Origin of the sequence: Micromonospora sp. NPDC048063, assembly GCF_043202855.1 — a bacterium.
GTDB lineage: Bacteria > Actinomycetota > Actinomycetes > Mycobacteriales > Micromonosporaceae > Micromonospora.
Genome location: NZ_JBIDBG010000004.1, coordinates 414,214 through 439,326, shown reverse-complemented (window position 1 = coordinate 439,326; position 25,113 = coordinate 414,214). Strand labels below are relative to the sequence as shown.

12 protein-coding genes and 1 pseudogene are annotated in these 25,113 nt (G+C 73.7%); 3 read left to right on the top strand and 10 right to left on the bottom strand.

What is annotated here, in order from left to right:
- Positions 1-41: 41 nt before the first annotated feature.
- Together ACGFZ2_RS13800 and ACGFZ2_RS13795 are read right to left on the bottom strand one after the other, a co-directional pair.
- Positions 42-854 carry a hypothetical protein gene (locus ACGFZ2_RS13800; RefSeq protein ID WP_393453255.1) on the bottom strand — a complete coding sequence of 271 codons (813 nt, stop codon included), beginning with the start codon at positions 852-854 and terminating at the stop codon, positions 42-44.
- Positions 855-1,148: 294 nt separating this feature from the next.
- On the bottom strand, positions 1,149-1,562 hold the full coding sequence (locus ACGFZ2_RS13795) for a hypothetical protein (RefSeq protein ID WP_393453252.1): 414 nt from the start codon (positions 1,560-1,562) through the stop codon (positions 1,149-1,151).
- Between the two features lie 293 nt (positions 1,563-1,855).
- Between ACGFZ2_RS13795 and ACGFZ2_RS13790 the strand changes: the two genes are divergently transcribed.
- On the top strand, positions 1,856-2,122 hold the full coding sequence (locus ACGFZ2_RS13790; RefSeq protein WP_393453249.1) for a hypothetical protein: 267 nt from the start codon (positions 1,856-1,858) through the stop codon (positions 2,120-2,122).
- A gap of 570 nt (positions 2,123-2,692) precedes the next feature.
- Positions 2,693-3,229: a hypothetical protein gene (locus ACGFZ2_RS13785; protein ID WP_393453246.1), complete on the top strand. Its 537-nt coding sequence runs from the start codon at positions 2,693-2,695 to the stop codon at positions 3,227-3,229.
- 148 nt (positions 3,230-3,377) lie between these two features.
- Here ACGFZ2_RS13785 and ACGFZ2_RS13780 read toward each other — a convergent pair whose 3' ends face one another.
- The 5 genes and pseudogenes from ACGFZ2_RS13780 to ACGFZ2_RS13760 all read right to left on the bottom strand — a co-directional run bounded on the left by ACGFZ2_RS13780 (position 3,378) and on the right by ACGFZ2_RS13760 (position 21,226).
- Positions 3,378-4,004 carry a hypothetical protein gene (locus tag ACGFZ2_RS13780; protein ID WP_393257923.1) on the bottom strand — a complete coding sequence of 209 codons (627 nt, stop codon included), beginning with the start codon at positions 4,002-4,004 and terminating at the stop codon, positions 3,378-3,380.
- 23 nt (positions 4,005-4,027) lie between these two features.
- Positions 4,028-5,520: pseudogene (locus ACGFZ2_RS13775) on the bottom strand (DUF6406 domain-containing protein).
- 53 nt (positions 5,521-5,573) lie between these two features.
- Entirely contained in the window at positions 5,574-20,450 is a 14,877-nt protein-coding gene (locus ACGFZ2_RS13770; RefSeq protein WP_393453244.1) for a toxin glutamine deamidase domain-containing protein, read from the bottom strand.
- Positions 20,451-20,495: 45 nt separating this feature from the next.
- Entirely contained in the window at positions 20,496-20,837 is a 342-nt protein-coding gene (locus ACGFZ2_RS13765) for a hypothetical protein (RefSeq protein WP_393257929.1), read from the bottom strand.
- A complete protein-coding gene (locus tag ACGFZ2_RS13760; protein ID WP_393257931.1) occupies positions 20,834-21,226 on the bottom strand; it encodes a YbaB/EbfC family nucleoid-associated protein in 393 nt (130 codons plus the stop codon). The genes ACGFZ2_RS13765 and ACGFZ2_RS13760 overlap by 4 nt, the downstream gene beginning before the upstream one ends.
- A gap of 154 nt (positions 21,227-21,380) precedes the next feature.
- Here ACGFZ2_RS13760 and mycP point away from each other — a divergent pair, with 154 nt between their 5' ends.
- Complete coding sequence (gene mycP, locus ACGFZ2_RS13755) at positions 21,381-22,676, top strand: type VII secretion-associated serine protease mycosin (protein WP_393453241.1); 1,296 nt, start codon at positions 21,381-21,383, stop codon at positions 22,674-22,676.
- Positions 22,677-22,832: 156 nt separating this feature from the next.
- Here the strand turns inward: mycP and ACGFZ2_RS13750 are convergent, their stop codons facing one another.
- The 3 genes from ACGFZ2_RS13750 to eccB all read right to left on the bottom strand — a co-directional run bounded on the left by ACGFZ2_RS13750 (position 22,833) and on the right by eccB (position 25,060).
- Positions 22,833-23,120 carry a WXG100 family type VII secretion target gene (locus ACGFZ2_RS13750; protein ID WP_393257936.1) on the bottom strand — a complete coding sequence of 96 codons (288 nt, stop codon included), beginning with the start codon at positions 23,118-23,120 and terminating at the stop codon, positions 22,833-22,835.
- A 17-nt stretch (positions 23,121-23,137) separates the two neighbouring features.
- On the bottom strand, positions 23,138-23,467 hold the full coding sequence (locus tag ACGFZ2_RS13745; protein WP_393257938.1) for a WXG100 family type VII secretion target: 330 nt from the start codon (positions 23,465-23,467) through the stop codon (positions 23,138-23,140).
- 165 nt (positions 23,468-23,632) lie between these two features.
- Entirely contained in the window at positions 23,633-25,060 is a 1,428-nt protein-coding gene (gene eccB, locus ACGFZ2_RS13740) for a type VII secretion protein EccB (RefSeq protein WP_393453239.1), read from the bottom strand.
- Positions 25,061-25,113: the final 53 nt, after the last annotated feature.

Sequence of the window (25,113 nt, the reverse complement as noted above, 5' to 3'; positions counted from 1 at the left end):
CGGCCGGTCGGTACGCGGCGACGGCCACCCGGTCGTGCCGGTCAGTACGCGGCGACGGCCGCCCGACCCCGGGCCACCGGCGGAACCTCCCGGCCGGACACCGCTGGAAGTTCCCGGGTCTGCTCCACCGGCCCCTCGATCAGCGGCAGCAGGGACGGCGCCTCCTCGGGCTGGTGGTTGACCGCGGCGAACGCCTCGTCCCGCAGGCTGCGCGCCGACTCGGCGGCGAGTTCGGCGGCGCGCCAGGCGGCCTGCTCCCGCTCCCGGGCGGCCTGCTGCCGGGCGAACAGGTTGTCCCGTACCGCCCGGCGCAGCACCAGCTCCTGCTCGACCGGGTGCAGCCGCGGGTCCCATCCGTTGCGGTGCGCGAAGACGTCGCTGAGCTGCTCCACCGACAGCTCCTTGCGCCAGTACGCGTCCAGCGCGGCCCGGTGCAGGAAGCGCTCGCGCTCGGCGTACTCGGCGGGGGTCCGGCCGGTACGCGGCAGGGGCATCGCCTCGGCGTTCGCCAGCCGTCGGACGTCCGCCTCGGCGGCCTCGTACGCCTGCCAGGCCGTCTCGACCGCCTCCTGCGCGGTCAGCCACTCTGACCGCAGGCGGGCGGCGGTGGCGGCGGCCCGCTCCGCGGCCACCGCGACCTCCTCCGCGTACCGGGACCGTTCGCGCTGCTCCTCGGCCCGTTCCAGCTCGCTAGGCATCGCCGCGCGGCGGATCAGGACCCCCGCGTCGAAGCGGAGCCGGCCCGGCCGCAGCAACAGGCCGGCGACGGTGACGGCGACGACGCCGAGCAGGCTCAGCCAGATCACGGCGGCCCGCGGCACATCGAGCAGGACGGAGGAGAGCACGGTTTGCATGGTCAGCACCTCGCGGTCGATCGGCGGAAATCGACGTTGGTCGTGCCCGGCGGACGGGCGGGTGGGCATCGTGGACGCTTGCGGCGTACCGCGGCAGGTGGTCGTCTCGGGCGGGCCGGGAACGGGCGGGACCGGTGCCGAGGCGGGTACGGCCGGGGCGGCGTGCCGCCCCACGCGGTAGGCGGGCCGGAGCCGTGGCGGCCGGAGTGCCGAAAGGCGGCCCGGTCGGATGGCCTCGTGCGGCGGGAGGAGGTCCGCCGCAGCGGCCGATCGCCTCGGGACGTGGCCGACGGGTCAGGCGGTCGGCGGACCGCGCCGGGTGGGGACGCCCCGACCGGGGTCGCGGGTCGGCACGTCTAGGCGGACGATCGACGCGACCGGGTTCTCGGCCCGGCGGACGGCCGGCGGGGTGGCCGCGTCGACCGTCCGCTCGGCAGCAGGCTCCCGGCGCGGCAGCGGCCGGTCGACCGGCGCGTTCGCGGCGACCGGTGCGTTCGCGGCGACGGGTGCGCCCGCGGCGACGGGTGCGCCCGCGGCGACGGGTGCGCTCGCGGCCGGGCCGAGGGTGGGGACAGACGGTGCCGGTGCGGTGGTCACGCCGCCGAGGCCGACGGCGAGCACCAGCGCGGCGACGGCCAGTCGGGTCAGCTCGCGCAGTAAACGCAGCGTGGCCGACCAGAACGGGTCGGTGGACGCTACGGACGGCACCCGTCCAACCTATCGCCCGTGCGCGGCCGGCGCAGCGCGGCGGCGGCATCGGACCGGGTGACCGCCACCACGTTGTCCGGAGTGGACGCTGTCCCGTCCGGCGGGAGCGGCGGCGGCTGTCTTTCCCGCTGTCCCGGCCCGCGGCAACAGCACGTTCGCCTTCCTCTCGGACTCGCGGCCGGGCCGGGCCGCGGCCGGGGCCGACCCGCAGATCACCGACATCATGATTGACTGGGTGCGGGCTTGCAGTTCTACCGGAAGCCACCGGAAACAAGTGACGTTAGGTTGCGCTGATGATGTGGATGTCGTGGCTCTTCGTGGCGTCACTCCTGGCGGTGACGGTGGGCCTCCTGCTCGGCATGTACGAGCGGCTCCGCCCCTCGGTCGCGCTGAAGCGGGCGTTCCACGTGCTCGTCCTGGCCGGGGCCGGGCTGATGCTGCCGGTTTTCGTCGTCGCCGGGTTGGACGAGCCGGCGAACTGGATCCCGGCCGCGCTGCTGGCCGGGATGCTTGCCCTGACACCGTGGATGTTGCGGGACAAGTCCCGGTCACGGTCCTGATCCGACCGCGTGGGGCGACCGACGCCGGACCAGTGCTGCGCGTGAGAACCACGTCAGCACCGAGATGAGCAACGCCAAGGCGTGGAACTGACGCAATCGCCGACGCGGCTCCGGTCCGACGACGGTGGTGCCGGGCAGGACCGCGGCTACTCCAGAGCGGACGGCGCGGGTACCGCGCCCGGGACGGCGGGCCGGCTCTGTCCCGCCCGCTCAGAAACTGTGGTCTGAGGGCGCAGCGGTCTTCGTCCGGCAGCCGGATGGCGACGCCGCTCGTCAGCGGGGGCGAGTGCTCAGCCGGCGTGACCCGCCCGGTGCTGTGGGCGCCCGTGCGTCCCGGCCTCGGGGCGTACGGTCACGGGCTCACTGGCGGTCCTGGTGTCGCGGCCCGGTCGCGGTGGTGGCCTGCTGCCGCCTGACCAGCGCGTACAGCCCGGTGCGACGGAGAGCGGAGCGGTGCCGCCGGGCCGTGGCCGCGCCGGCCTGAGCGACGGTACGACCGATCCGCCGCGTCGGCTCGCGTCGGCGGCACCGGAGCGCCGGGGAGGGCGGAGGATCGGTACGGTGGAGCGCATGATCCTGCCCCCCAGCCGTACGAGCGCGGAGGCGCACCTCTACATGGACCTGCGGCCCTGCTCCTGCGGGGAGACGCGGTTCGCCCGGCAGAGCGCGGTCGTGGCGCTCGAGGACGGCGACTTGGCCGCCCGCTACACCGGTGCCTGCCCCACCTGCGGCCAGCCGCGCGAATTCACCTTCCGGCTGCCGGCCGAGCCCGCCGTGGCCCCTGCCGGTGGCTTCCGCTACGGCGGGGACGAGCCGTCGCAGCTGCTCGATCCCGGCGAGTGGCTCCGAGTGGCCGACACGTACGCCAGGTCGGTGCCGGCGGACGGGGACGCGGGGCAGCGGGCCCGGGCCACGCTGATCCGGGCCGTCGCGGCGCTGGACGAGGTGCTCAAGTTCATCCCGCCCGGCGAGGACGTGGTGCCCGCCGCAGCCTGCACCAGCGAGTGGGGACGCGACCTGCGCCGGCGGGAGCCGGGCCGCTTCCGGCGCGGCCGGCTGGCCGCGGTCCGCGACACGTACGCCGGGATGCTGCCGCAGGCCGTCTGAGCGAACGCCGCGTCGTCCTCGACAACCCCCACGGCACCGGCGCGACCCGCGGCCGGGATGCCGGCCGCGTCACGCCGAGCCCTTCCGGCAGCGATGCCGTCCAGTGCGGTCGGTTCTCAGGCCCGCCAGGTCCCGGGTGCGGCGATCCTCACCGGCGGGCCTCGTCGAGACAGGCGGCGTTCGCGCCGACCAGCAGGGGGAGGGCGGCCAGGAACTCGCGCAGCACGTGCCGGGGGTCGTGCTCGCGGGTGTCCACTACCTCGGCCCGCGCGCCGGCGTCGGCGAAGACCTGACAGACGTCCCAGAGGCTGGCGCCCACGCTGCTCCACTGCCACACGTCGTGCGCCAACGCCGGCAGCCGCAAGACCGGCGCGGTGCCGAAGAGGCCGATGCCGTAGCGCAGCGGGTCGTCGGGGGTGTTGCCCAGCGACACCATGAGTGGGAGCACCCGGTGCGCGCGGGCGAAGTCCTCCACGTCCGGCGCGTCCGGCGTGATCTCCACCAGCAGGCCGTCCTCCAGGAACTCCGCGACGATGCGGTCCGGGTCGGCCACGCCGAGCTGCCTGGCGGCATCGGTCACGGCGGCCCGGTCCCAGGTGGCGTCGGGCCGGTCCACCGGGCGGTGCGCCGCGGCCCAGACCGCGAAGGCCTGCGGGTCCTCCAGGGTCACCGAGAGACGGCCGATGCCCAGCGAGTAGTACTTCACCGGAGCGCCCACGGCCGGGTGGAACTCCCCGGTGTAGCGCCCTACCGGCAGGATCAGCGGATCGGCCATCGCGGGGTCCCTCGTCGTATCGGTCACGGCAGCGGCTCCAGGTAGACGACGCTGGCCGCGAGCAGCAGGTGGGCGGTACGGAGGAACGCGGTGAGCAGCCGTTCCGGGTCGACCAGGTCCGGGTCGGTGCCGCCGGCCTCCCGCTCCTCGTCGGCGAGGGCCCGGCACATCGTCCAGAGGCTCTCCCCGGACGGGCACCGTTCCCAGAGGTCGTAGACGGTGCGGGTGACGCTCACCACCGGGTGCTCGTAGAAGCCGATCGACCAGAGCCAGGGCTTTTCGGCGCTGTTGCCCAGCCCGAGCATCCGGGCGCCGACCCGGTGCCGACGAGCGAACTCCACCGCCTCGCCGGCATCAGGGGCGACCTCGACGGCGAGCCCTTCAGCCAGCAGCCCGTGCAGCAGCGGGGCGCTGTCGACACCGGGCAGTTGCGCGGCGGCCGCGTCGCGTACCGCGGGCAGGGTCCAGGGCTGCTCGGCCGGTTGGTCGCCGGCGCCGTGCGCCAGCGCCCACAGGGTGAAGCGCTGGTCGTCCAGCTCCCACACCTCGTCGCCGAGGCGGACCCGGTGGTAGCGCTCGGTCGAACCGGCCACCGGGTGGAAGGTGCCGAAGAACTGCCCGACCGGCAGCAGCAGGGCCTGCGCGGTGTGTGTCGTCGTCATCGCTGCTGATCCTCAGGTCGCGTGGCCCACCACGGCTGGTCGTCATGCTGGGAGTGGCCGGGCTCGCCGGGCCGGATGATCTGCGCCGGCGGCAGGTCGGACAGGTCGATCGGAGTCAGCTTGCCAAGGAAGTGCCCGAACGAGCGGGCCACCGGAACCAGGTGCCGCTCGCGCCCGGCGGCACCCTCAGGACCGATCGCCCCGCCCAGGCCGGACTCCGGCAGGAAGTACACGCCCTCCTCCGCCATGTCGCGCGGCCGCAGCGAGAGCACCAGCAGACCGCCGGAGAGGTTCGCGATGACCAGCCAGGTCGGCGACAGCCAGGGATCCCGGTGTACGCGCTGAGCGTGCACCAGGTCGAACGGCGGGTACTGGGGGTGAACGCCGAGCAGGGGACGTTCCGGCAACATGCTGAAGGGCAGGCCGGGGACGTGGTGCTCGACCTCGGGCTGTGCCCCGTTGTTGTCACGCAGCCAGTCGCGGTAGCTCGGCGGCAACGAGATGCCGAGTTCGACCTCCACTGCTTGTAGCTGCGCTTCGTCGAGCTGACCGTAGGGCCGCAGCCGGGCGGACTTCCAGACGTGGCCGGTTGGTGGCGTCATCACCTCGTTCTCGTCGACCCGACGGACGATCACCCGCCACTCGTCCGCGCTCTTCATGTCGACGTCCGCGAAGCGCCAGGTCTCGTCGCCCACCGGGAAGGTCTCGCCGAGAGCGACCTCGTAGTGGGGGGATTCCTCGCTCCAGTGGGGCATGACGGCGATTTCGCACCGGACCGGAGGACCCTCGTTGATCCACCGAACGCCGAGCCGGGCCGGCCCGATGTCCGACGGCACGTTGTTGCGGATGGACATGACGTCCGTGTAGGAGCGCAACGGCTCTCCTCCCAGCTCTCTTCTCGGCACGGTCACCCGTTCAGCATGTCGTGCAGCGTCGCCTCGTCGGGCAGCGAGAAGCCGAGCACCTCCCGGGCGATCCGCTCGGCCTCCGCCCGGCCGACCGGCAGCGAGCCCCCCGGACCGGGCGGTGCCCCGCCCGCCGTCCAGTGGGCCGAGCGCTGCCCCCGCTCAGACGACTCGACCACTCCCAGGCCACTCACCGTACCGTTGGTGGCCAGCAGGGCGTAGTAGACGAGGGTGTAGCGCTCGTCCTCCAGATCGGTGCGGCCCAAGGTGTGCGGGTCCGACGTGGCGATCGGCGGCGTGGGGACGGCCGGCGGCGCCGCTGGCGGACCTGCCATCGGTGGCGGCGGAGTCGGCTGCGGCTCCAGGTGGGCAAAGCCCCTGCTCATCAGATCGAGGAATTCCCGCACGGTCATCGGCGTCGGGTGGTCCCTGTTCCACGGATTGCGCAGCTGCACCTGACCGTTGCCGACCGCGACCACCTCGTAGGCGTGACCGGCGTAGAGCCCGTGCGGAAGCTTCTTACGGATCGATGCGGGGTATTCCGTTTCCGACTTGGTGCCGGTGATCACCGGGCTGCCGGCGGCCAGCAGTGCGGCCAGCCGGGCTTCGACGGCTGCCTCCCGCCCCGGCGTCGTGTCGAACTGTTCGGCGCGACTCGGCACTCCGGTGAGCTGGGTGAGCAGCTCGGCCTGCATCCGCGGGGTGCTGCCGACGTCCAGCCGGGCGTAGCCGGTCGGCGCGGCCACGTGCGGATCCTTCGGGCTGTGCCACGACCGCCAGTCGCGCTGCCACTGCTCGTGCCGTTCGGTGCTCCAGGTGCGGTCGACCGCCGCGAGCGCCTTCTCCAACAGCGACGCCCAGGAGCTGCCGTTCACCGACTGATCAGCGTAGGCGGTCGCACCGTTGTAGCCAGGGCGAAGCGGCACGTCCGGGTGCACAGTGATCCGCAGTCGCCGGCCCGTCGGGTTGATCGAGTCCCCGAGCAGGGCACTTTCGTGCAGCAGCACGTCGACCGTGCCGTCCGGATTGGGCTGGAACAGCCCGGCGATGGCGTCCGGACGGTGGGCGGCGACGGCGGCCATGCTGGCCAGCATCCCGCAGTCGCCGAGCATGCCCTGCCGCACCTGCTCCCGGCGGGGCGGCCCGTCGAAGGTCGGAACGGTCTGGCCGGTCTGCGCGTGGTGTGCCCGGCCGTACTCGGGGACGGGCTGGCCCGGCTCCGCGGCCGGCAGCGTGACCCGGTCGGCGACCACCACGGTCTCGCCGGCCGTGACGGTCGCGTCGACCTCCACGTCCACTGGCGGTGCGCCGGGCACCGACGCGCGCAGCGCGCGGGTGAGTACGTCCGGCACCAGGGCCAGCACCCGGGCGTTGGTCAGGTAGTGGAAGTCGTGCGTGTTCAGCACCGCCATGGCGGCGGGGTTCGCGCCGTACTCGGCCCGGAACGCGACCCGGGCGCGAACCCGGTCCTCGGCCAGCAGCGACTGGCGCCCCGCCTCCGTGCCCAGGTCGAAGGCCGACCGCGACTCCGCCAGCCAGAACTCCGGCGCGCGGTCGAGCACGTACGGGCGCAGGTCGAACCGGCCGGTCAGGTCGACGTACACGCCCTCGGCGGCGATCCGGTCGGCGAGCTGCGGATCCACCTGCCGGATCAGGTCCAGCTGAGCCGGCGGCATGGCGATGATCTGCCCGGCGCAGGCCGGCATCCGGGGCAGGCTGGACTGCGCCTGCTCACCCTGGACGGCCAGCTCACGCAGCCGGGCATCCACCTCGGCGGCCGAGGGCACCTGGGAGCCCGTAGCCAGCCGGGCCCCGTAGTCGATCGCGCGGAAGCGCTCGACGGTGCTCGCCGGGATGCCGCCGAGCACATCGGTGATCGACTCCGGAGTCACCAGCGGCACGCTCAACTGCATCAGGTGGGTGGCCACGTCGCCGGGGAGGACGCCCCAGCGGGCGGGCGCGTCCGGGGTGCCCAGGCGCAGCCCGAGATGGTCGACCAGGGCGTCGATCTCGGCCCGGAGGGTGAGCCGGGTCGCCGGATCCGCGCCCGCGTACGACGCGGCCAGGATCCGCAGCTCCGCCAGCCGGCCGTGGTCCTGCGCGGTCAGACCGGCCGGGTCGATCGGCCCGTCGCGGTGGTCGGCGTCCAGCTGACCGACCAGAGCCTGGCCGGACTCGTGCAGCGCCACCAGCTCCGCCACCTCGTGCGCCAGCGCCCGGGTGACCGCGGCGTCAGTCGCCCGGTCCGACACGGTGAGCGTGAACGAGCCGTCCAGGTTCCGCACCGTCTGGGCCACCACGCCGTCGGCGAGCGGGCCGGCCGCCACGTTCAGCGACAGCGGGTCCAGGCCGGCCACCCGCACCTCGAAACGGTCCGGGGTGACCGCGACGATCTGGTCCGCCCGCGCAGCGCCAGCCACCGTGGGCAGCGCGGCCCGGGCCGCGTCCACCACCGCCGCGGCGTCAGCCGTCGGCCGACCGAGCCCGTCGAAAGACGAGTTCGGCACCGCGGTGGTAGTGGTACGGGCCAGCTCGACGTGCGCGTACCAGGGGCTCATCAGGTCGAGGAAGGCGCGCACCGACATCGGCGTGGGGTGGCTGCTGTTCCACGGATTACGCAACTGCACCTGACCGTTGGCGACGCCGACCACCTCGTAGGCGTGCCCGGCGTACAGGCCGTGCGGAAGCGTCGCGGTCTGGTACGCCGATGCCGGCCGGGTGCCGGTGATCACCGGACTGCCGACGGCCAGCAGTTCCGCCAGCCGGGCCTCGGCGACCGCCTCCTGACCGGGCGCGGTGTCCAGCTGGTCCACCGACGTCGGCAGGCCGGTCAGCTGGGTGAGCAGCTCCGCCTGCACCAGTCGCGAGCTGCCGTTGTTCAGCCGCGCGTAGCCGAGCGGGGCAGCCTGGGTGTCGGCCACGCCGGGTCGGTTGGTCCACTGCTGCTGCCACTGGTCGTGGCGTTCCTGCGTCCAGGTCCGGTCGATCGCGGCGATCGCCTTCTCCAGCAGCGAGGCCCAGGCCACGCCCACCGACGACTGGTCCGCGTAGGCCGTCCGGCCGTCCGGGCCGGGTCGCAGCGGTACGTTCGGCTGCACGGTGATCCGCAGCCGCCGCCCGGTCGGCGTCACCGACCGGCCGGGCAGGCTGCTCTCGTGCAGCAGTACGTCCACCGTGCCGTCCGAATTGACGTGGAACAGGTCGGCGAGTGCGGCGGGCAGGTGGCCGGCCACCGCGCCGATCACCGCGATCATGCCGCAGTCGCCGAGCATGCCCTGCTGCACGTCCTCGCGCTTGGGCGGCCCGTCGAACAGCGGCGGCGGCTGGCCGTTCTGGCTGTCGAGCGCCTGCCCGTACGCCACGGCCGGGGTGCCCGCCTCGGCGGCCGGCAGGGTGACCCGGTCGGCGACCGCGGCGGTCTCCGCGGGGCCGGAGGCGGTGGCGGTGGTCTCCCCGGTCGTCGCCTCGGCGATCGGGCTGAACCCGCGCAGCACCTGGGTCAGCGCGTCCGGCACCAGGCCCATCACCCGGCCCGCGCCCAGGTAGTGGAAGTCGTGGGTGGCGAGCAGGGGGACCGGCTGGCCACCGGCGAGACCACGTAGCGCGGCGCGTGCCCGGACCCGGTCCTCGACCAGCAGGGCCTGCCTGCCGGCCGGCGTACCCAGGTCGAACGCCGGCCGCGCGTCACCCAGGTCGATCTCGGGCTGGCTGTCCACCGCGTACGGTCGCAGGTCGAACTGGCCGGTCAGGTCGACGTACACGCCCTCGGCGGCGATCCGGTCGGCGAGCTGCGGATCCACCTGCCGGATGAGGTCCAGGTGAGCCGGCGGCATGGCGATGATCTGCCCGGCGTACGCGGGCATCCGCGGCAGGCTGCTCTGGGCCTGCTCGCCCTGCATCGCCAGCTCGCGCAGCCGCGCGTCGAGTTCGGTGGTCGACGGCACCTGGAAGTCCGGGGCGAGTCGGGCCCGATAGTCGATCATCCGGAACCGCTCGACGTCGGTGAGCGCCGGGCCGCCCTGCAGCACCTGGGTGACCGACTCGGGCGTCACCGACGGCACGCTCAGGCGCACCAGGTGCGTGAACACGTCCCGCGGGATGGCGGCCCACCGCGCGGGTGCGGCGAAATCGCCCACCCGCAGGCCGAGGTGGTCGACGAGGGCGTCGATCTCGGCGCGTACGGCGAGCCTGGTGGCCTGGTCGCCGGCCTCGTACTCGGCGGCGAGCAGGCGGATCTCGGCCATCCGGCCCCGGTCGTGCGCGGTGAGGCCGGCCGGGTCGATCAGCCCGTCGACGTTGCCCGGGTCGAGCGGTCCGACCAGGGCCTGCCCGGACTCGTGCAGCGCCACCAGCTCCGCGACCTCGTGCGCGAGCGCCCGGGCGATGACGCCGTCCACGGCCCGGTCCGAGACGGTCACCGTGAACGACCCGTCCGGATTGCGCGTCGACTGGGCCACCACCCCGTCGGTCAGCGGGCCGGCGGTCAGCTCCACCCGCAGCGGGAACAGGCCGGCTGCGCGCACCTCGAAGCGGTCCGGCGCGACCGCCGCGACCTCGTCCACCCCGGCGTACGGGGCCACCTGCGGCAACGCGGCCCGGGCGAGGTCCAGCACCGCGGCCGGGTCGGCCGCCGGCCGCCCCAGACCGTGGAAACCCGAGTTCGGTACCGCCGCCGCCGTGATCCGCCCAGGGTCGGCGCCGTTGTCCGGGTCGCCGCTGCCCTCCGGGTTCGGGCCGGCCGCCGGGCCGGTGCCGTTCTCCGGACCGGTCGCGGCCGGGTCCGTCCGGCCGCTGCCGACGGTGCCGAAGAGGCGGGAGAGCAGACCGGTGCGGCGGTGCGTCTCCGCCAGCCGCTCGGCCAGCCGGCCGGTGGTCGACTCGGCGGCGCTCAGGCGGCCCTCGAGCCGGTCGGCGGCCCGCTCCAGCTCGGCGATCGGCTCGTTCAGCCGGTCAACGACCTGGTCCACCCGGTCGGCGGCGGCCCGGGCGTCGCTGCGCGCGTCGAACCGGCTGCGCACGTCGTCGGCGGCGAGGCCCTGCCGCTTGGCGTGCCACTTCGCCACCCCGATCACCGGCGCGGCGGCCACCGCGGCGATGGGGATCACCGGCGCCAGCGGACTGGCCACCGCGACGGCGACCGCGGTCGCCGCGGCGGCGGTCGCCCCGGTGGTCAGCACACTCGACACGAGGTAGGTGCGCAGGCGGGGAATGCCCGGTGGACGGGCGTCCTCGGCGGCCCGCCGTTCGGCCCGGAGCGTGCGGAGCTGCCGCGTCCGGCCGGCGCGGTCGCCGCCGAACTCCGCGACCACCTGCTGGGCCTCGGGGGGCAGCTGCGCGATCCGGTCCGGCGCCCCGAGCATGCCATCCCGCAGACCCAGCCGGTCGATCACCGCGTGCAGTTCGCGCAGGGCCGGCTTCAGGGAGACGGGATCAGCGGTACGCACCTGGTGCGCGGCCGTCTGCAACTCCCAGGCGTCGGCCCTGCTCAACCGTTCCGGACCGGTCGCATCGGGCGTCCCGCCCGGGTCCGGTGCGGCTGCCGGGTCCGGCGCGCTGGCGGCCGGGTCGGGTGTGGTCGTGCTACCGGCCGTGGTCGTGCTACCGGGCGTGGTCGAGGTCTCGGTCGACCCGGCCGAGGCGGTGTGCCTCTGCGCCACCCGGTCCATGGTCGCGTTGATGTCGTCGAGGCGCCGCGAAGCCGCGTCGAGCTGCCGGGCGGCGTCGGTCACGGCCGTCGCCGACGGGCCGGCGAGCCCCTCCACCCGTGACGTCGGGTCTGTCGCCGGGTTGGGGTTGGCCAGGTCCCAGGTCCGGCGGGCGTCCTTGATCCGGGCCTCGACGCGCTTGAGCAGCAGGTCGCGGAGCGGACCGACGAGCCCACCGGCCAGCATGCCGACCGGCCCGGCCCCGGCGGCGACCTGGAGGACCTTGGCCACCCCGACCGTCGTCCCGGCCTGAACCAACGGGCCGGGCGTCTGCTCGACCGCGTAGACCCCGATGCTCGGCACGTTGCTCGGCCGTTGGGCGCTGTCCGTCGCCTGTGCCGGCGGGCGGGTGAGCAGCCGTGCCGCCCGGTCGGCCAGGCCCGGACGCCCGTGCCGCTCGACCACCGGCCGCAGCTCCGCCGGCAGCAGCTCACGGCGCTGATCCGCGCCCGGCGTGCCCTCCCGCAGACCGAGCTGGTCGACCATGACCCGCAGCTGCCGGGCCACCGACGGGCGGGCCAGCAGGCCCGCGGACTCGTGCCGCGCGGCAAGCTCGGCAAGCCGTCGCAGCGAGGCCGTGTCGCGCGGGTCGCGGGGCCCGGCAGCGGCCGGGTCGGTCGACGTCGCCGGATCGGTCGACGCGCGGGGCCCGGGGGTCGTCGTGACGTCCGGCGCGGCCAGCCCCGCCCAGGCCGGGTCGCCGAAGAGCAGGCGGCGGAACGAGTCGGCGAGGCCGTTGCGGCGCTGCGACTCGGCGAGCCGGCGCTCCAGGTCGGCCAGGCGCTGCTCCAGGTCGGCCGTCCGTCGGGCGGCGGTCGCGGCGCGGTCGGCCACCGCGCCGATCGGGTCGGCGAGCGCCTCGGCCGCCTGGGACAGCAGCGCCTCCGCCGGCAGCGCCGGGTGTTCCGCGTCCCAGGTGTCCCGGGCGTCCTTGGCGGCGGCCTCCTTGCGGGAGATCACCGGGTCGACCGCCGCGCCGGTCGCCGCTGCGGCCAGCGCGCCCGCGATGCCGAACCAGCCGAACTTCAGCTGGCCGAGGAGGTCACCGACCCCCGCGATCGTGGCGGCCGTCAGCAGGTTCGGCGCGGTCTCCGCCACCGAGATCCACCAGGGCGCGACCTTGCCCGGCCGCTGCCCGTCGGCCGGTTGGCGGCCGATGACGACCCGGGCCCGCTCCCGGACCGCGGTCGTCCGCGAGTCGCCGAACCGGTCGACGAGCGGCCGCACGTCGGCCGGCAGCAGGTCCCGGCGCTGGTTCGCACCCGGCGTCCCCTGCCGCAGCCCGAGGTTGTCGAGCAGCGCCCGGATCTCCCGGCCCGTGCTGAGCCGGGACCACGGCCGCGCCCCGTCGTGACGGGCGACGAGACTGCGCAACTCGGCGAGCCGCCCATGTTCGTGCGGGGTCAACCCGACGACGGGCGGACCACTCTGGCCGTCGGTCGACGTCGGCGTACCGCTGCCGGGGTCGCGGCCGGTCGCCGCCGAAGGGTCCCCGCCGACCGGCCCGAACCGGCGGGGCCGGCCCATCAGCCGGTGCCGGCGCTCGTTCTGGCGCAGCTGCTCCTGGACGGCCGCGGCCTGCTCGCCGAGCCCGGTCACCGCCTCGCCCAGCTCCTGAAGCGCCGAGGTCGCGTCGCCGGTGCGGGCGGCGAGCGCCTCCCCGGTGGTGGTGTCCGTCTCCGCGGCGCTGCGGGCGTCCTGACGAGCGTCGTACCGCGCCCGCCGGTCCTCGGCAACCAGGCCGGCCCGCTTGGCCAGCCACTTCGCCGGTCCGGTGGCGATCGCCCCGACGAGCGCGCCGGCGCCCAGCATCAGGGCGACCTCCGGCCGGCCGCCGGCGTCCAGGGTGAGCTTCGCCGCCAGCGCGGCCAGGAGAGAGTTCACGGTGAGATGCGTGACCAGGTACGTCCGCATCCGGGGCAGACCGAGGGGGCGGGCATTCGATTCCGCCTCGGCGGCGCGGCGGTCGGCGCGCAGCCGGGAGCGCTCGCTCGTCCGGGCCGAACGCTGGCTGGTCGCGTCGGCCAGCGCGGCCCGCGCCTCGGCGGGCAGGGCCGCGACTCGCTGCTCGGCGCCGAGCATGCCGTCACGCAGGCCCAGCCGGTCCACGATGGCGGCCAGCTCGCGTCGCGCAGCCGACCGGGACCACTTGTCCGCGGTCCGGACCTGGTGCGCGGCCGTCACCAGCTCGGCCACGTCGGCGCGGGTGAGCGGCGTGACGACCGACGCGCCCTCCGCCAACGGCTGCCCGAGGGCGGACAGCTCGGCAACCTCGTGCGCCAGCGCACGCCCGATCACCGCGTCGGCGGCCCGGTCGGAGACGGTCACCACGGCCGTACCGTCGGTGTCGAACACGCTGCTGGCGGCCGCACGGTCGGCGACCGGCCCGCTGGTCACCCGGAGGTTGAACTGACTGCCGTCGGCGCGGGTGACCTGGTACGTCCCGTCGGTCAGGGCGGTCACGGCCTGCACGCCGGCGTGGGCGGCCACGCCGGGCAGCGCGGCCCGCGCCTGGTCGAGGACGGCGTCCGGATCGGCCTGCGCCCGTCCCTCGCCATGGAAGGCCGTGCCGGGCAGTGCGCTCGCGGTGATCGGTTCGCTCGTCGCCACGCTGCCGTCGGTGGACGTGTCGCTGTTGCCCGGGGTCGCCGGCTGCGCGGCGTGGTCGGTGTCGGTGTCGAGGCCCGGTGCCGTCGTGTCGGCATCGACGTCAGCGTCGACGTCGGTTGAGGTCAGTCCGGCTGGTCGACCTTCGGCCACACCTGCCGCCCGGTCACCCGGCCCTCGCGGCGTGCCGCCGCGTACCGCTTGATCACCAGGGGTGGCGGCAGACTGGGATGGGCCGTCACCACTCCCGTCTCGTCGATGATGAAGACCCCCTGGCCCAGATGCCTGCCCTGTGCCCGCTCCTGCGGAGAGAGCGTCTCCTGGGCCGCCCAGCCGAACTCGAACGGGAACACCGCCACCGGGTTGCTGGTCCCCAGCAGGCGGGTCATCAGTTGCCGGGCTTCCTCCCTGGTCATCGGCATCGCTCGGCTGCACCTCCATCGACCACAGGTCGTACGTCCCATCAACATAGTCGCCGGGCAGCACGTCCGAGATGGTGTCGCCCTGCTGCGGGTCCCACCAGACCGGCCCGTCCGCGCCCTCGGGGTAGACGATCAGGAAGGCGTGTTGCGCGGCCCCGCGCACGTTGCCGTCTTCGTCGAGCTGGGGCTCGCCGGTGTTCTCGTCGAAGGCGAGCCACTCGACGACGACGACCGCGGCCGACCCCGGACCGGCGTCCTGGATCCGCTGGTAGAGCTGCTGGTACCGCTCGGTCACCGCCGCAGCGCGTTCGGCGGGAGTGGACGGCAGCGCGTCGCTGTCGCCGGTCCACTCGCCGCCGATCCAGCTCTGCACCCGGCCGAAGCCGTCCAGCTCACCGGTCGCGGTGTCGACAGAGCCGTCCTCGAGCTGGTCCGGCCAGCGCGGCAGGGCCACCTGCGGATCGCCGAAGAAGCTGGCCAGCGCCGCCAGGGAGCAGTCGATGCAGTTGTTGCTCCGGCCGGGCTGGCCCACCCCACCGTCGTTGATCAGCTGGCCGTACGGGTGGGTGGACGGATCCGCGAAGACGGCGTACCCGTCGGGGGTCCAGAGGCTGTCGGCGATATCGTCCTGGAACTGGGGATCCTCCAGCGGCGCCAGCTCGTCCGGCCCGAAACGCCGGGTGTCCGGCATTGGCCAGCCCTGCATGTCCGGGTAGCCCTGGGCCTGGTCGTCGTCCCCGGGCGGCTCCTCGACGGTCTGCTCGCCGGCCGTCTCCTCGGTCGACGTGTCGGCCGTCTCCTCGGCCGCCGGGTCGTCGACGGTCAGGTCGCCTGGCGGCAGATCTCCGTCAACTCCGTTTCCGTCGGCAGCGGAACCGTCGTGAAGTGGGCCGTCTCCCGTTCCGCCGTGGCCCGGTCGACCGCTCGGGTCAGATGACGCTCCGGATTCGCGTACAGGATCGCCGTCGCCACGTCCGGTCGGAAGTTCCACGTTTTGGTCGGCCGATCCCAGATGACGGCCTGGGTCGGTCCGCTGCTCCGGAGCAGCGCGATCACGTTGACCGGCACTTCCGGATTGTCCGGGCGGAACAACAGGTGGTATCGGAAGTTGGGTTCGGCCATCTGTGCTCCCCAGAGAGGCGGGATCGAAGCCGGGCAGGTCGGAGGCGTCCAACCCTCGCTCGGCGAGGGCTTCCTCGAACGTACGGCCCTGCGCGGCCAACTCGGCGGCGTACTCCTGCAAGAGATCCGCCTGGGCCGGCTTGGCAGCCCAGGCCGCGAAGCTGGTGTCCTTCGGCGTACCGAATCGCTCCGGCCGACTGTCCATGCCCCCGGGCATGGCCGCCGCCGCACCGTTCGCCTTGTTGATCGCCAAGATGTCGAGGTACGCGTGGACCTGCGCGACGACGGGCGAGGCGGGATCCCGCATCACCTCGTACGGGACGTGGGTCTGCTTACCGATGGCGTAGCTGGTCGCTGTCGGGAACTGCAGTTCGAAGGTACGGCCGTTCGGGGACACCAGCGTGCAGTTCAGCCCGAAGAACCGGTTACCGGAATGCCAGAAGTTCTTCAGGTCGGTGACCTGGTAGCCGCTGGCTTCCAGCGTGCTGAGCAGTTGGTCGACGGCCGGCCCGTACGCCTCGGACTCGGGGCCGCGAACCGAGAAACGCACGACGTCGTTGACGGTTTGCAGCGCGCTGTCCAGGTCATAGCCCATCGGCGCCAGCTCGGTGCGGAACTTGCGGGCCAGCGATTCCGCGCCCTTGACCCGGTGTTCCTCGCCCAGCGTCCGCAGCGCGTCCTCGCCGGTCAGCCCGAGCTGCGCGTTGACGTCGGCGGCGACTCCCTGCAGTTCGGCGAGGATCTGGTCGGCGTCCTGCTGGGCCGCGGCGACGGCGTCGAGCAGCGTTGCCCGTTCGGTGCCCGACAGCTCGCCCAGGTAGTCGCTCTCTGCGGCGCCCGACTGGTCCTGGGCGGCCGTGGGGTCGCCGGCGCTCATCTCGGAGTTCTGATCCGCCGGTGCGGTGGAGTGTGGCGGCACCGGGTCCGGTCCGGCGGTCGGGGCGTCCGTGTCGGTCCGGGTGACGCCCGGCGTGATCGGGTCACCTTGGGCATCGAGCGTGATGGACCAGACGTTGTCGACACCGGCGCTGTAGATCGGGCCGGTGTCGGAGACCGTCCGCGCCTGGACGTCGACCCACACGATCGTCCCGTTGTGGTTCACCGCGTTCCAGGTGTGTGCCCGGCCGCTGGAGTCCGTGGAGGTGGTGATGATCAGGGCAGCCGAGCCGTGGCCGGCGTCCCGAAGAGCGGCGGCGATCTCGGCCAGTCCGGACGTGCCGGTGCCGCGGTGGCTGAAGGTGGTGCGCAACGCCTGTTCCTGCCGGGCAGTGCTGTTGCGCTCGACGGTCGTCGCGTCCGCCGTGGCCGCTGCCACCTCCGGCCGACCGAACCAGGTGGACAGGAACGATAGACCGGCGTCGGCGCAGTTCCGGTCCCGGCCGGGGACCGTCGGGCCCCCGTCGTTGACCAGGCCCGCCCAGTTGCCCACGCGGGGGTCAGGGTGCACCTCCGGCCGGCCGGTGTCCGGGTTGCGGGGCACGGCATCGTCCAGTGCCTGCTGGTCGGCCTGGTCCGGTGGCACCAGGCCCTGCGGATCCCCGTACGGACGGGAGTCGCTCAGCGGTCGCCCGTTGCCGACCACCCCGGGCACCGGCGGCTGGTAGACCGACGGCGACCTGTCCGGATCCGTGATCGGATCGACGTTGAACTGCGGCAGGAAGTGCGTGCAGGAACGGCACGGGGCCCGGTAGTGGCCCAGGTCGTACCGAACCCCAGTGTCATCGAATCCGGTGGCGACCTGGTGCGTGACGATCTTCGACCCTTGGAAGGCGTCCAGGGCGTACTGCTCGAAGGTCCCTGGCTCGCCAACCGTTCGCCACTGCTGTTCAAGCCGGTAGAGCTGATCCGATACCAGCGCGACCTCAGCGCACTGGCCGTGGCCGGCGCCAGTCCTGTTGCCCAAGGCGACTGCGGTCCGGCCGAGGGCAGCCTGAGCGAGCGGGTGCACCGCCGGCTGGGTCGGCGGCGTGGTGCCCTTGTCGGGCCTCATGCTGGTGTGGGTGGTGATGTCGCCGTTCGGCATCATCAGCGCGCCCGCCATGCCCGGCATCTTGCCCTTGGAGATCGTCTTGGCCTTGACCGCAGTCCGGACGGTCTCGGCCAGCGTCCGGGACGCCTCGATGAGCATCCGCTCGGCGTCCGGGCCGCTCGGGTCGCCGGGGACGGTGATCGGGTCGAGGTGCCAGCTGTAGGTGCCACGACCGGTCGGGCTGGTGGAGCGGGTCAGCGTGGTCGGGTCGACCGGCCCGTTGTTGGCGTTCGGCGCGGTCGGAGTGCCGCTGTTCGGACCGTTGCCGGTCGACACCGGGACGACCACCACGCCGTCGGCGGAGGTCCGCTGGGCCGGAACTGCATCCGCCGGGTCCGTCGTCGCGTCGGTGTTGGCGTCCGGGCCTGCCGACGGGTCCGGCGTGCTCGACGGGTTGGTCCCGGTCGCGTCGGGGACGGCCGGCGTGGCGTCCGGGCGGGTCGAGCCGTCCGGCGCCGCGGCGACGTCCGTGGGCCCGACACCGACCAGCGGGGTACCCTCCGGCCGTCCGGACGGGCTGGCCTGGCCGGTGCCGGGCTGGCTGGTCGTGCCCTGCTGCGCCGGGGTGCCCGGCTGGTTCGGGGTGCCCTGGTTGGTGCCGCTGGCCGGCGCGGTGCTCGTCGTCGGGGCGCTGGTCGACGGCGTGGTGGCGGGCCCCAGCGAAATGGAACCCGCCGAGTTCGCCGTGGTCGGGTTGACGGTGGGTGTCGGGCGGCCGGTGGTCGGCTGTGTGTTCGTACCGGTGTTGGTCGCCGGCGCGGCCTGGGTGCCCGTCCCGGTCTGGCTGCTCGTGTTCGTGGCGGGAGCGTTCGTGGTGGGCGCGTTCGTGGCCGACGTGTTCGTGGTGGGGGCGTTTGCGGTCGACGCGTTCGTGGCGGGAGCGTTCGTGGTGGCAGTGGGCTGTGCGGTCGTCGCTGCCGTCGACCCGACCACGGCCGGGTTCGTGGTGGTGCCGCCGCTGCTCGGCGCCGTCGGCACGGTGCCGGGAGGTCCACCGGCTACGGAGGTGCCCACCGTCGTGCCAGGTACGACCGCGGGTGCCTGGTCGCCGGCGAGCGGATCAGCCGCGGAGTCCGACGTGGTGTCGCTCGTCCCCGAGTGGTCGGTGGTCTGCGACGGCGGAAGATCCACGGTGGACTCGGAGGACGGCCCCACGGAATTGCCGACGTTGGTCGTGGACGACCCGTCCTGGATGCCGCCGGTGGTCGAGGAAATCGAGTCGGAGCCCGTGCCCGTACCGGCGTCGGCGGAGCCCTGGTCGGTGACCAGGCCAGTGCCCGGCGCATCGGCGGTGACCGGGGTACCGGCGGCCGGCGTACCGTCGCTCGTGCCCGGATCGGTGCCCTGGCTGGTGCCCGTGTCGGACGTGCCCGTGGCCGACGTGTCGGACGTGTCCGCAGCCGGCGGGGCGCCGGCGTCGGCCGTCGGTGGGGCGAGCGAGATCGATCCGGACCCGGAGGTCGGCGCGTTGCTCGGGCCGGCGTCGGCGCTCCCGTCGCCCTGGCTGCTGCCGCTCGAACCGCTGCCCGAACCCGAGCCGGACCCACTGCCCGAGCCGGACCCACTGCCCGAGCCGGACCCACTGCCCGAGCCGGAGCCCGACCCACTGCCCGAACCCGAGCTGCTACCGGAACCCGAACCCGAGCCGGACCCACTGCCCGACCCTGAACCGGAGCCCGACCCCGAGCCACTACCCGACCCCGAACCCGACCCGCTGCCCGAACCGGAACCCGAGGTCGAGCCCGCGCCGCCGCTGCCGGCACCGCTGCCCGTTCCCGTGCCGGCGCCGGTCCCCGTGCCGTTGCCGAGGTTCGCCCCGCCGACCGTCGGGTTCCCGGTGCCGGTGCCCGTCGTGGTGCCGGTGCCGGTGCCGGTGCCCGTCGTGGTGCCGGGGTCGAAGCCGGCGAGCCGGTTGTGCAGGTTCGCCATGCCGCTACCGAGGTTGCTGGCCGCCATCGTGGCCCCGCCGCGACCGGCACCGCTGGCGAAGCCGCCGAGGAACGCGTCAGCCCCGGGCATGTTCCACTGCCCGGTCATGGTGGCGTTGGCCAGAACGCTGGCGGCTGGCGAGATGACCGCGTTCTGCAGGCCGGCGGCGAGCGAGTTGCCACCCCAGCGGACGACCCCGGCGCCCCGGAAGTTCATCGCGGGGGGACTGAACGAGACCGGCATCCGGGGCGCCACGTTGTTGCGGGCGAAGCGGGTGCCGGCGTTCAGGCCGGTGCCGAGGATCGCGCCGTAGGCGCCGCCGATGCCCGCGGTGGCGGTACGCTTGACGTCCCACTCCGTCCGCGTGCCGGCGTTCATCTGGTACGCCTGGGCGCCGATGTCGATGATGAGTTCCTCGCCGACCTCCTCGGCGAGTTCGAGGGCGAACCGCCGTCCGGCGTTGCGTAGCGCCTCGCTGGTGACCCGCCGAGTGATCTGGGTGCCGACGGTGCGCAGGGCCGCCTGCATCCCGGCGCGGGTGAGGAGTTGCCGGCCCATCTGCGCGATCAGCCGCCGGAACGCGACCGTCACAGCCTGCCGGCCGGCGGCGAGGATGCCCGGGATCGCTCCGGCCGACACCCCACCCAGCCAGGCCATCAGCAGCGCCACGAAGACCGCGATTACGGTGATCATCACGGCGATGAGGACCGTCAGCTTCGCGTACTCGATTTCCATGGCCGCGTTGTCGCAGCCGCTGGCGAAGGCGGACGCTGCCTCCTGGATCAACGGCAGGCCGGTGCCCGGATCGACGCCGAGCTGGTTCCAGAGCTGGCCGAACGCCTCGCCGGCACCGCCGCCCCAGTTCTGGAGGATCTTCATGGCGGCCGGGTCGGCGTCGGCGAGAGCGTCGTTGATCGTCTCGGCGAGGCCGTTCCACGCGTCGGCGAGGTCGCGCATCCGGTCCTCGTCGCCGGTGGGCCACGCCTCACCGGCGCTGACCCAGCAGATGGCGTCCCAGACCCACGCGTACTCGCCGAGCGAGGCCTTGGGATTCGGTACCGCCACCTGTTGTGCCTCTCTGCCCTGACCTGACCGCCCGAGAGTGGGAGGTTACTTGTCCTCGCCGCCGAACCACTTGTCGACCATGTCGTCGACCTCGACGGTGCCGTCGACGGCGCTGGTCACGTCGGGACCCAGCACCTTGACCAGGTCGACGATCGTCTTGCCGCCGGTGAGGACGCTGGTGGCGGGGGCGTCCTTACCCTCCAGGTAGTGCTTGTTGAACTCCTTGCCCGGCTCGTCGGTGCCCCAGGGGGCCGAGGCGTTGAGCGAGGAGATGGTGGCCGCGTGCTGCGCCCAGCGGCTGGCCAGCGTCGAGCCGGCGACACCGAGCCGACGGCCGCCGTCCCGCGCGCCGTCGGGGTTGACGAAGGTCTCGTTCGGGTCACTCATCGGTCGTCCTCCCGTGGAAGTTCGCTGTCCAGCTGACGGAAGATGCCGTCCAGGTCGTGGTCCATGTACGCCTGGAACTGGCTGTCCGGCACGAAGGGCCGCAACAGCTCCTCGACGTCGGCCATCGCCTTCTCGGTTGCCCGCCGGATCGTGTCGGTGACCGTGGCGGAGAGTTCCTTCGAGTTCGGCCGCCGGTAGATGCGTGGGTCGAACTCCACCTTGACCACCTGGCCTCGGGGGCCCACGGTGACGGTGACGAACCCGTCGTCGGAGGTGACGGTGGCGTTCACGGCCTTGAGTCGTTGCTGGAGGTCACCCACGCCCGAACGCATCCGCTCGAACTGGGCCATCAGCTCGTCGGCCCGGGCGCGCATCGCCTGCGTGTCCATGGCGTCCTCCCCCTGCACGTCCACGTGCCGCCGCGATCCGACCGACGGCGTGACAGGTCGACCATACTGAACCGGCGCGACATCGGGGTATCCGGTCCAGTTCCGAGGATCGCTACGATGCACCGACGCCGTGCAGACTGGAGGTGAGCGCGGAATGGCCCTCGGCCGTCGTACGTCCGCTGCTGCCCTGGTGGTGGCGCTGACGGGCACGACCATCCTCGGCACGCCGGCGCGGGCCGTGGCGGCCCCGGCGGTCTGTGACAACCCGAGCGATCCGGGGCAGGTCATCAGCGCGACCCCGTGGCACCAGCAGTGGCTCGCGCCGCAACGGGTGTGGCCGTTCAGCACGGGCGCGAGGGTGCGGGTGGCGGTCATCGACTCCGGCTCCGACGGCAACCACGCCCAGTTGAGCGGCCGGGTGGCCAAGGGCTTCGACGCGCTGCGCGGCACCGCCGGCGGCGACGTCGACTGCGTCTCGCACGGCACGGCGGTCGCCAGCCTCATCGCCGCCCGTCCGCAGGACGGCGTCGGCTTCCACGGCCTAGCCCCGGACGCCACGATCGTCCCGATCCGGGTCAGCGAACGGGCCGGCAACGAGGGCGGGGAGGACCAGGGCGGAAGCGTCTCCACAGCGGTCTTCGCGCAGGCCATCCGCCGGGCGGTCGACGATGGCGCGGACGTGGTGAACATGTCCGTGACGCTCTACCGCCCCGACCCCGCCGTCGAGAGCGCGATCCGCTACGCGCGGGAGAAGGACGTGGTGCTGATCGCCGCCGCCGGCAACCTGCACCAGGACGGCGAGCGTCCCGACCCGGTGCCCTATCCCGCCGCCTACGAGGGTGTGATCGGGGTCGGCGCGATCGACCAGCAGGGCGCGCGGGTGAAGCAGTCGCAGGTCGGGCCGTACGTCGATCTCGTGGCGCCCGGCGGCGCGGTGGTGGCGGCGACCCGTCTCTCCGGCCACGCGGTCTGGAGCGGCACCAGCTTCGCGGCCCCGCTGGTGAGCGCGACGGCCGCCCTGATCCGCTCCGCCGAGCCGGGCCTGTCGGCGGCGGAGGTCACCCGTCGGCTGGTCGCGACGGTGGACCCGGCGCGCGGGAATCCGGAGCAGGGCTACGGACAGGGCGTGCTGAACCCGTACCGGGCGGTCACCGAGCGGCTGACCAAGGGGGCTCCGGTGGCCCAGCCCCCGCTGCCCGACCCGTCGTACGACCCGGCGGCGCAGGAGCGCGCGCAGCGGTGGAGCGTCTTCGGCCGGGTGGCGCTCTGGGGCGGGCTGGTGGTGGCGGCCATCGCGCTCGCCATCGGCGCGGCGGCCTCGTTGCTGCCGCGCGGACGTCGCCTGCGGTGGCGGCCGACCCGGCCGGCAGCGCCGCCACCCCCGGTCCGGGAGGTCGACGAGCCCGAGGAGGCGTTCTTCCGGGTGCCCACCTCGCTGCCCCGCGGCTGAAGACAACCCCGAAGCCGAGCCTGCGTCGTCAGGGCACGCCCGAGGCCGGGCCTGCGTCGTCAATGCGCGTCCGAAGCCGGGCCTGCGTCGTCAGACGATGGCGGGAACGACGATGGCCCGGCACGGGGCCGGGCCATCGACACTCAACGGTTGGGCTCAGTCGCCGAACTTCGCCCGGTTCGCGGCCTCGCGGGCCTGCATCTTGACCGCCGACTCGCGCAGCGCCTTCTCGATCCGGCCGAGCAGGTCACGCAGGTCGTTGGCGGCCGACTCCCAGTCGTTCTGCCGACGGAAGTACGCCTCGCGGGCGTCACCGTCCCAGGTCGCGAGCAGCGGCGCGATGCCGGACTTGAGCCCGTCGAGCTCGCCGGTCAGGTTTCGCATGGCACCACCGCAGCTGTCCGCCGCGGCGTTCAACGCACCGAAGTTGTAACGGATCTCCATCTCGGAACCCCTCCCCGTCAGAGCTTGAGCGCCGCGGTGATCTGGCCGGCGGTGGCGCCGGCAGAGTCCATCTCGGACCGGATCTCCTCGTCGCTGACGTCGTAGTCCTTACCGGCGGACCCGACGGCCTCGGCGATGGCACGCAGTGCCACGTTCAACCGGGCCATGTCCTGGTCGAACCGCTCGCGAACCTGCTGGAACGAGCCCGCACCAGCACCCTTCCACTGGTCGTACAGCGGCGTGAGCTGGTCCATCAGCCCGTTCAGGTTGCTGGTGAGCCGGTCGGCGACGGCATCTACGTCACCCTCGGTCTTCACCATCAAGCCGGTGTCGGTACGCATCGTCATGGTGGAGTCACCCCCGTCCTCGTCGATCGCCCCGCGTCGCTGGGGGCAGCCATTGTTACGGCGCTCGTGCACCATTTCTCGTACGAACCGTAACGGGTCGCGTCCAGCCGACGCTAGGCCGGTCTGCATTCGAACCCGCAACGTGCGCCACTGTGGCGGGTGCGGTCACTCCGGGTCCAGCGCCCGTTTCGCACTCGCCGGGTCGAGCGCGGGGCCGGCCGGTAGCCGGACGACCAGACTCGCCGGCAGTTCGACGGGCCGCACACCCTGGTAGCCGAGCATCCCCGGCACATCTTCGGAGGCCAACGGATACCGGTAACCCAGGTCGGTGACCAGATTCAGGGTGCCGGTCGGGGCGTCCGGCGACGGCATGGCGGCGACCAGCACGCCGTACCCGGGTTCGATGACCACCCGGTCGGCGAGCGGGATGCCGTCGCCGGTCTGCTCGCCGGTGCGTACCGGCTCCTTCACCGGCTGCACCTGGGCGTCCAACAGCAGGGTCGGCTCGTCGTGCCCCGGTTGGTAGCCGGCGCAGACGGCCGGCTGGTCGCCGGTCAGCCGGGCGACCTCGGGGCGTTGGTCGGGCGCGCGGTGAGGCCCCGCCGCAGGGACCGACGCCTTGGGAGCGGCTGCGGCGGTGCCGGCCGCGAGCGGTACCGCCCGGGGCGTCGACCCGTCCGGATACGACCCCCGCGTCTCCGGGTCGGCCAGCAACACGTCGGCCTGCAGCGGAGTCAGCGGAGCCAGCCGCTCCCGGTCGGCGAGGTAGTACTGGCGGCTGCCGTTCTGACTCTCCACGACGAAGATCTGGCCGACCCGGGCATCCCGCAGCGCGTCCGACGGCTCACCCCGGCCGGCCACCGTCCGGGTGCCGATCGGTTCGCCGGCGGGCAGCGCGTTGAGCCACGCCCCGCCCACCTCGACCACCGGCTCCGCGGTCATGATGAGCCCTTCGAGGACGATCTTCTGGTTGCGGATCTCGTACCGGTGGTCGTGCCAGATCAGGTGCAACCGGCTCGTCTTGGTGTCCCGGACCAACAGCGCGGTATCGCCCATCTCACGTCCGCCGCTGGGCGCCCTGCCGACGGTGAGGACGGTGGTGGCCACGGTCCCACCGGCCTGGTTCCGGGCCGGTTGGGTGCAGAGCGTCCACGGCCCGGAGAGGATCCGCTTCGGGTCGGGCAGGGCGTCGGGTGCGTCCGGAATGCCGATCCGGGGGCCGCGCGGCGTGCCGACCAGCGAGTTCCGGGAGACGGAGACGGTGGGCACCGCCGACCCCATCGCCAACAGCGCGGACGAGTAATTGACCACCGGGTGCAGCCGGCCCTCCCGGTAGACGTATCGGGTGCCGGTCTCCTTCTCGAGGACGACCGCCCCGCCCGCCTTCCACTTGGTGGCGCCACCGGGACGCAGCAGGCCGTAGACGCCCACCGCGGCGAGGCAGAGCACCGCGACCATGATGCCCGCGAAGCCGGCGCCACCGAGCCGCCGGAACGGCGCGGCCTCCGGATCAGGTTCGCGCGCCACGAGCGCGGACGTCATCCGCTGGACGAAGAACTGGTACGACTGGACCTGGTCCCGCCGCGACGGCATGGCATCCTCCCCTGGCGTACGGTCGGCACGGACGGAAGCGCCGGACCGCGGTG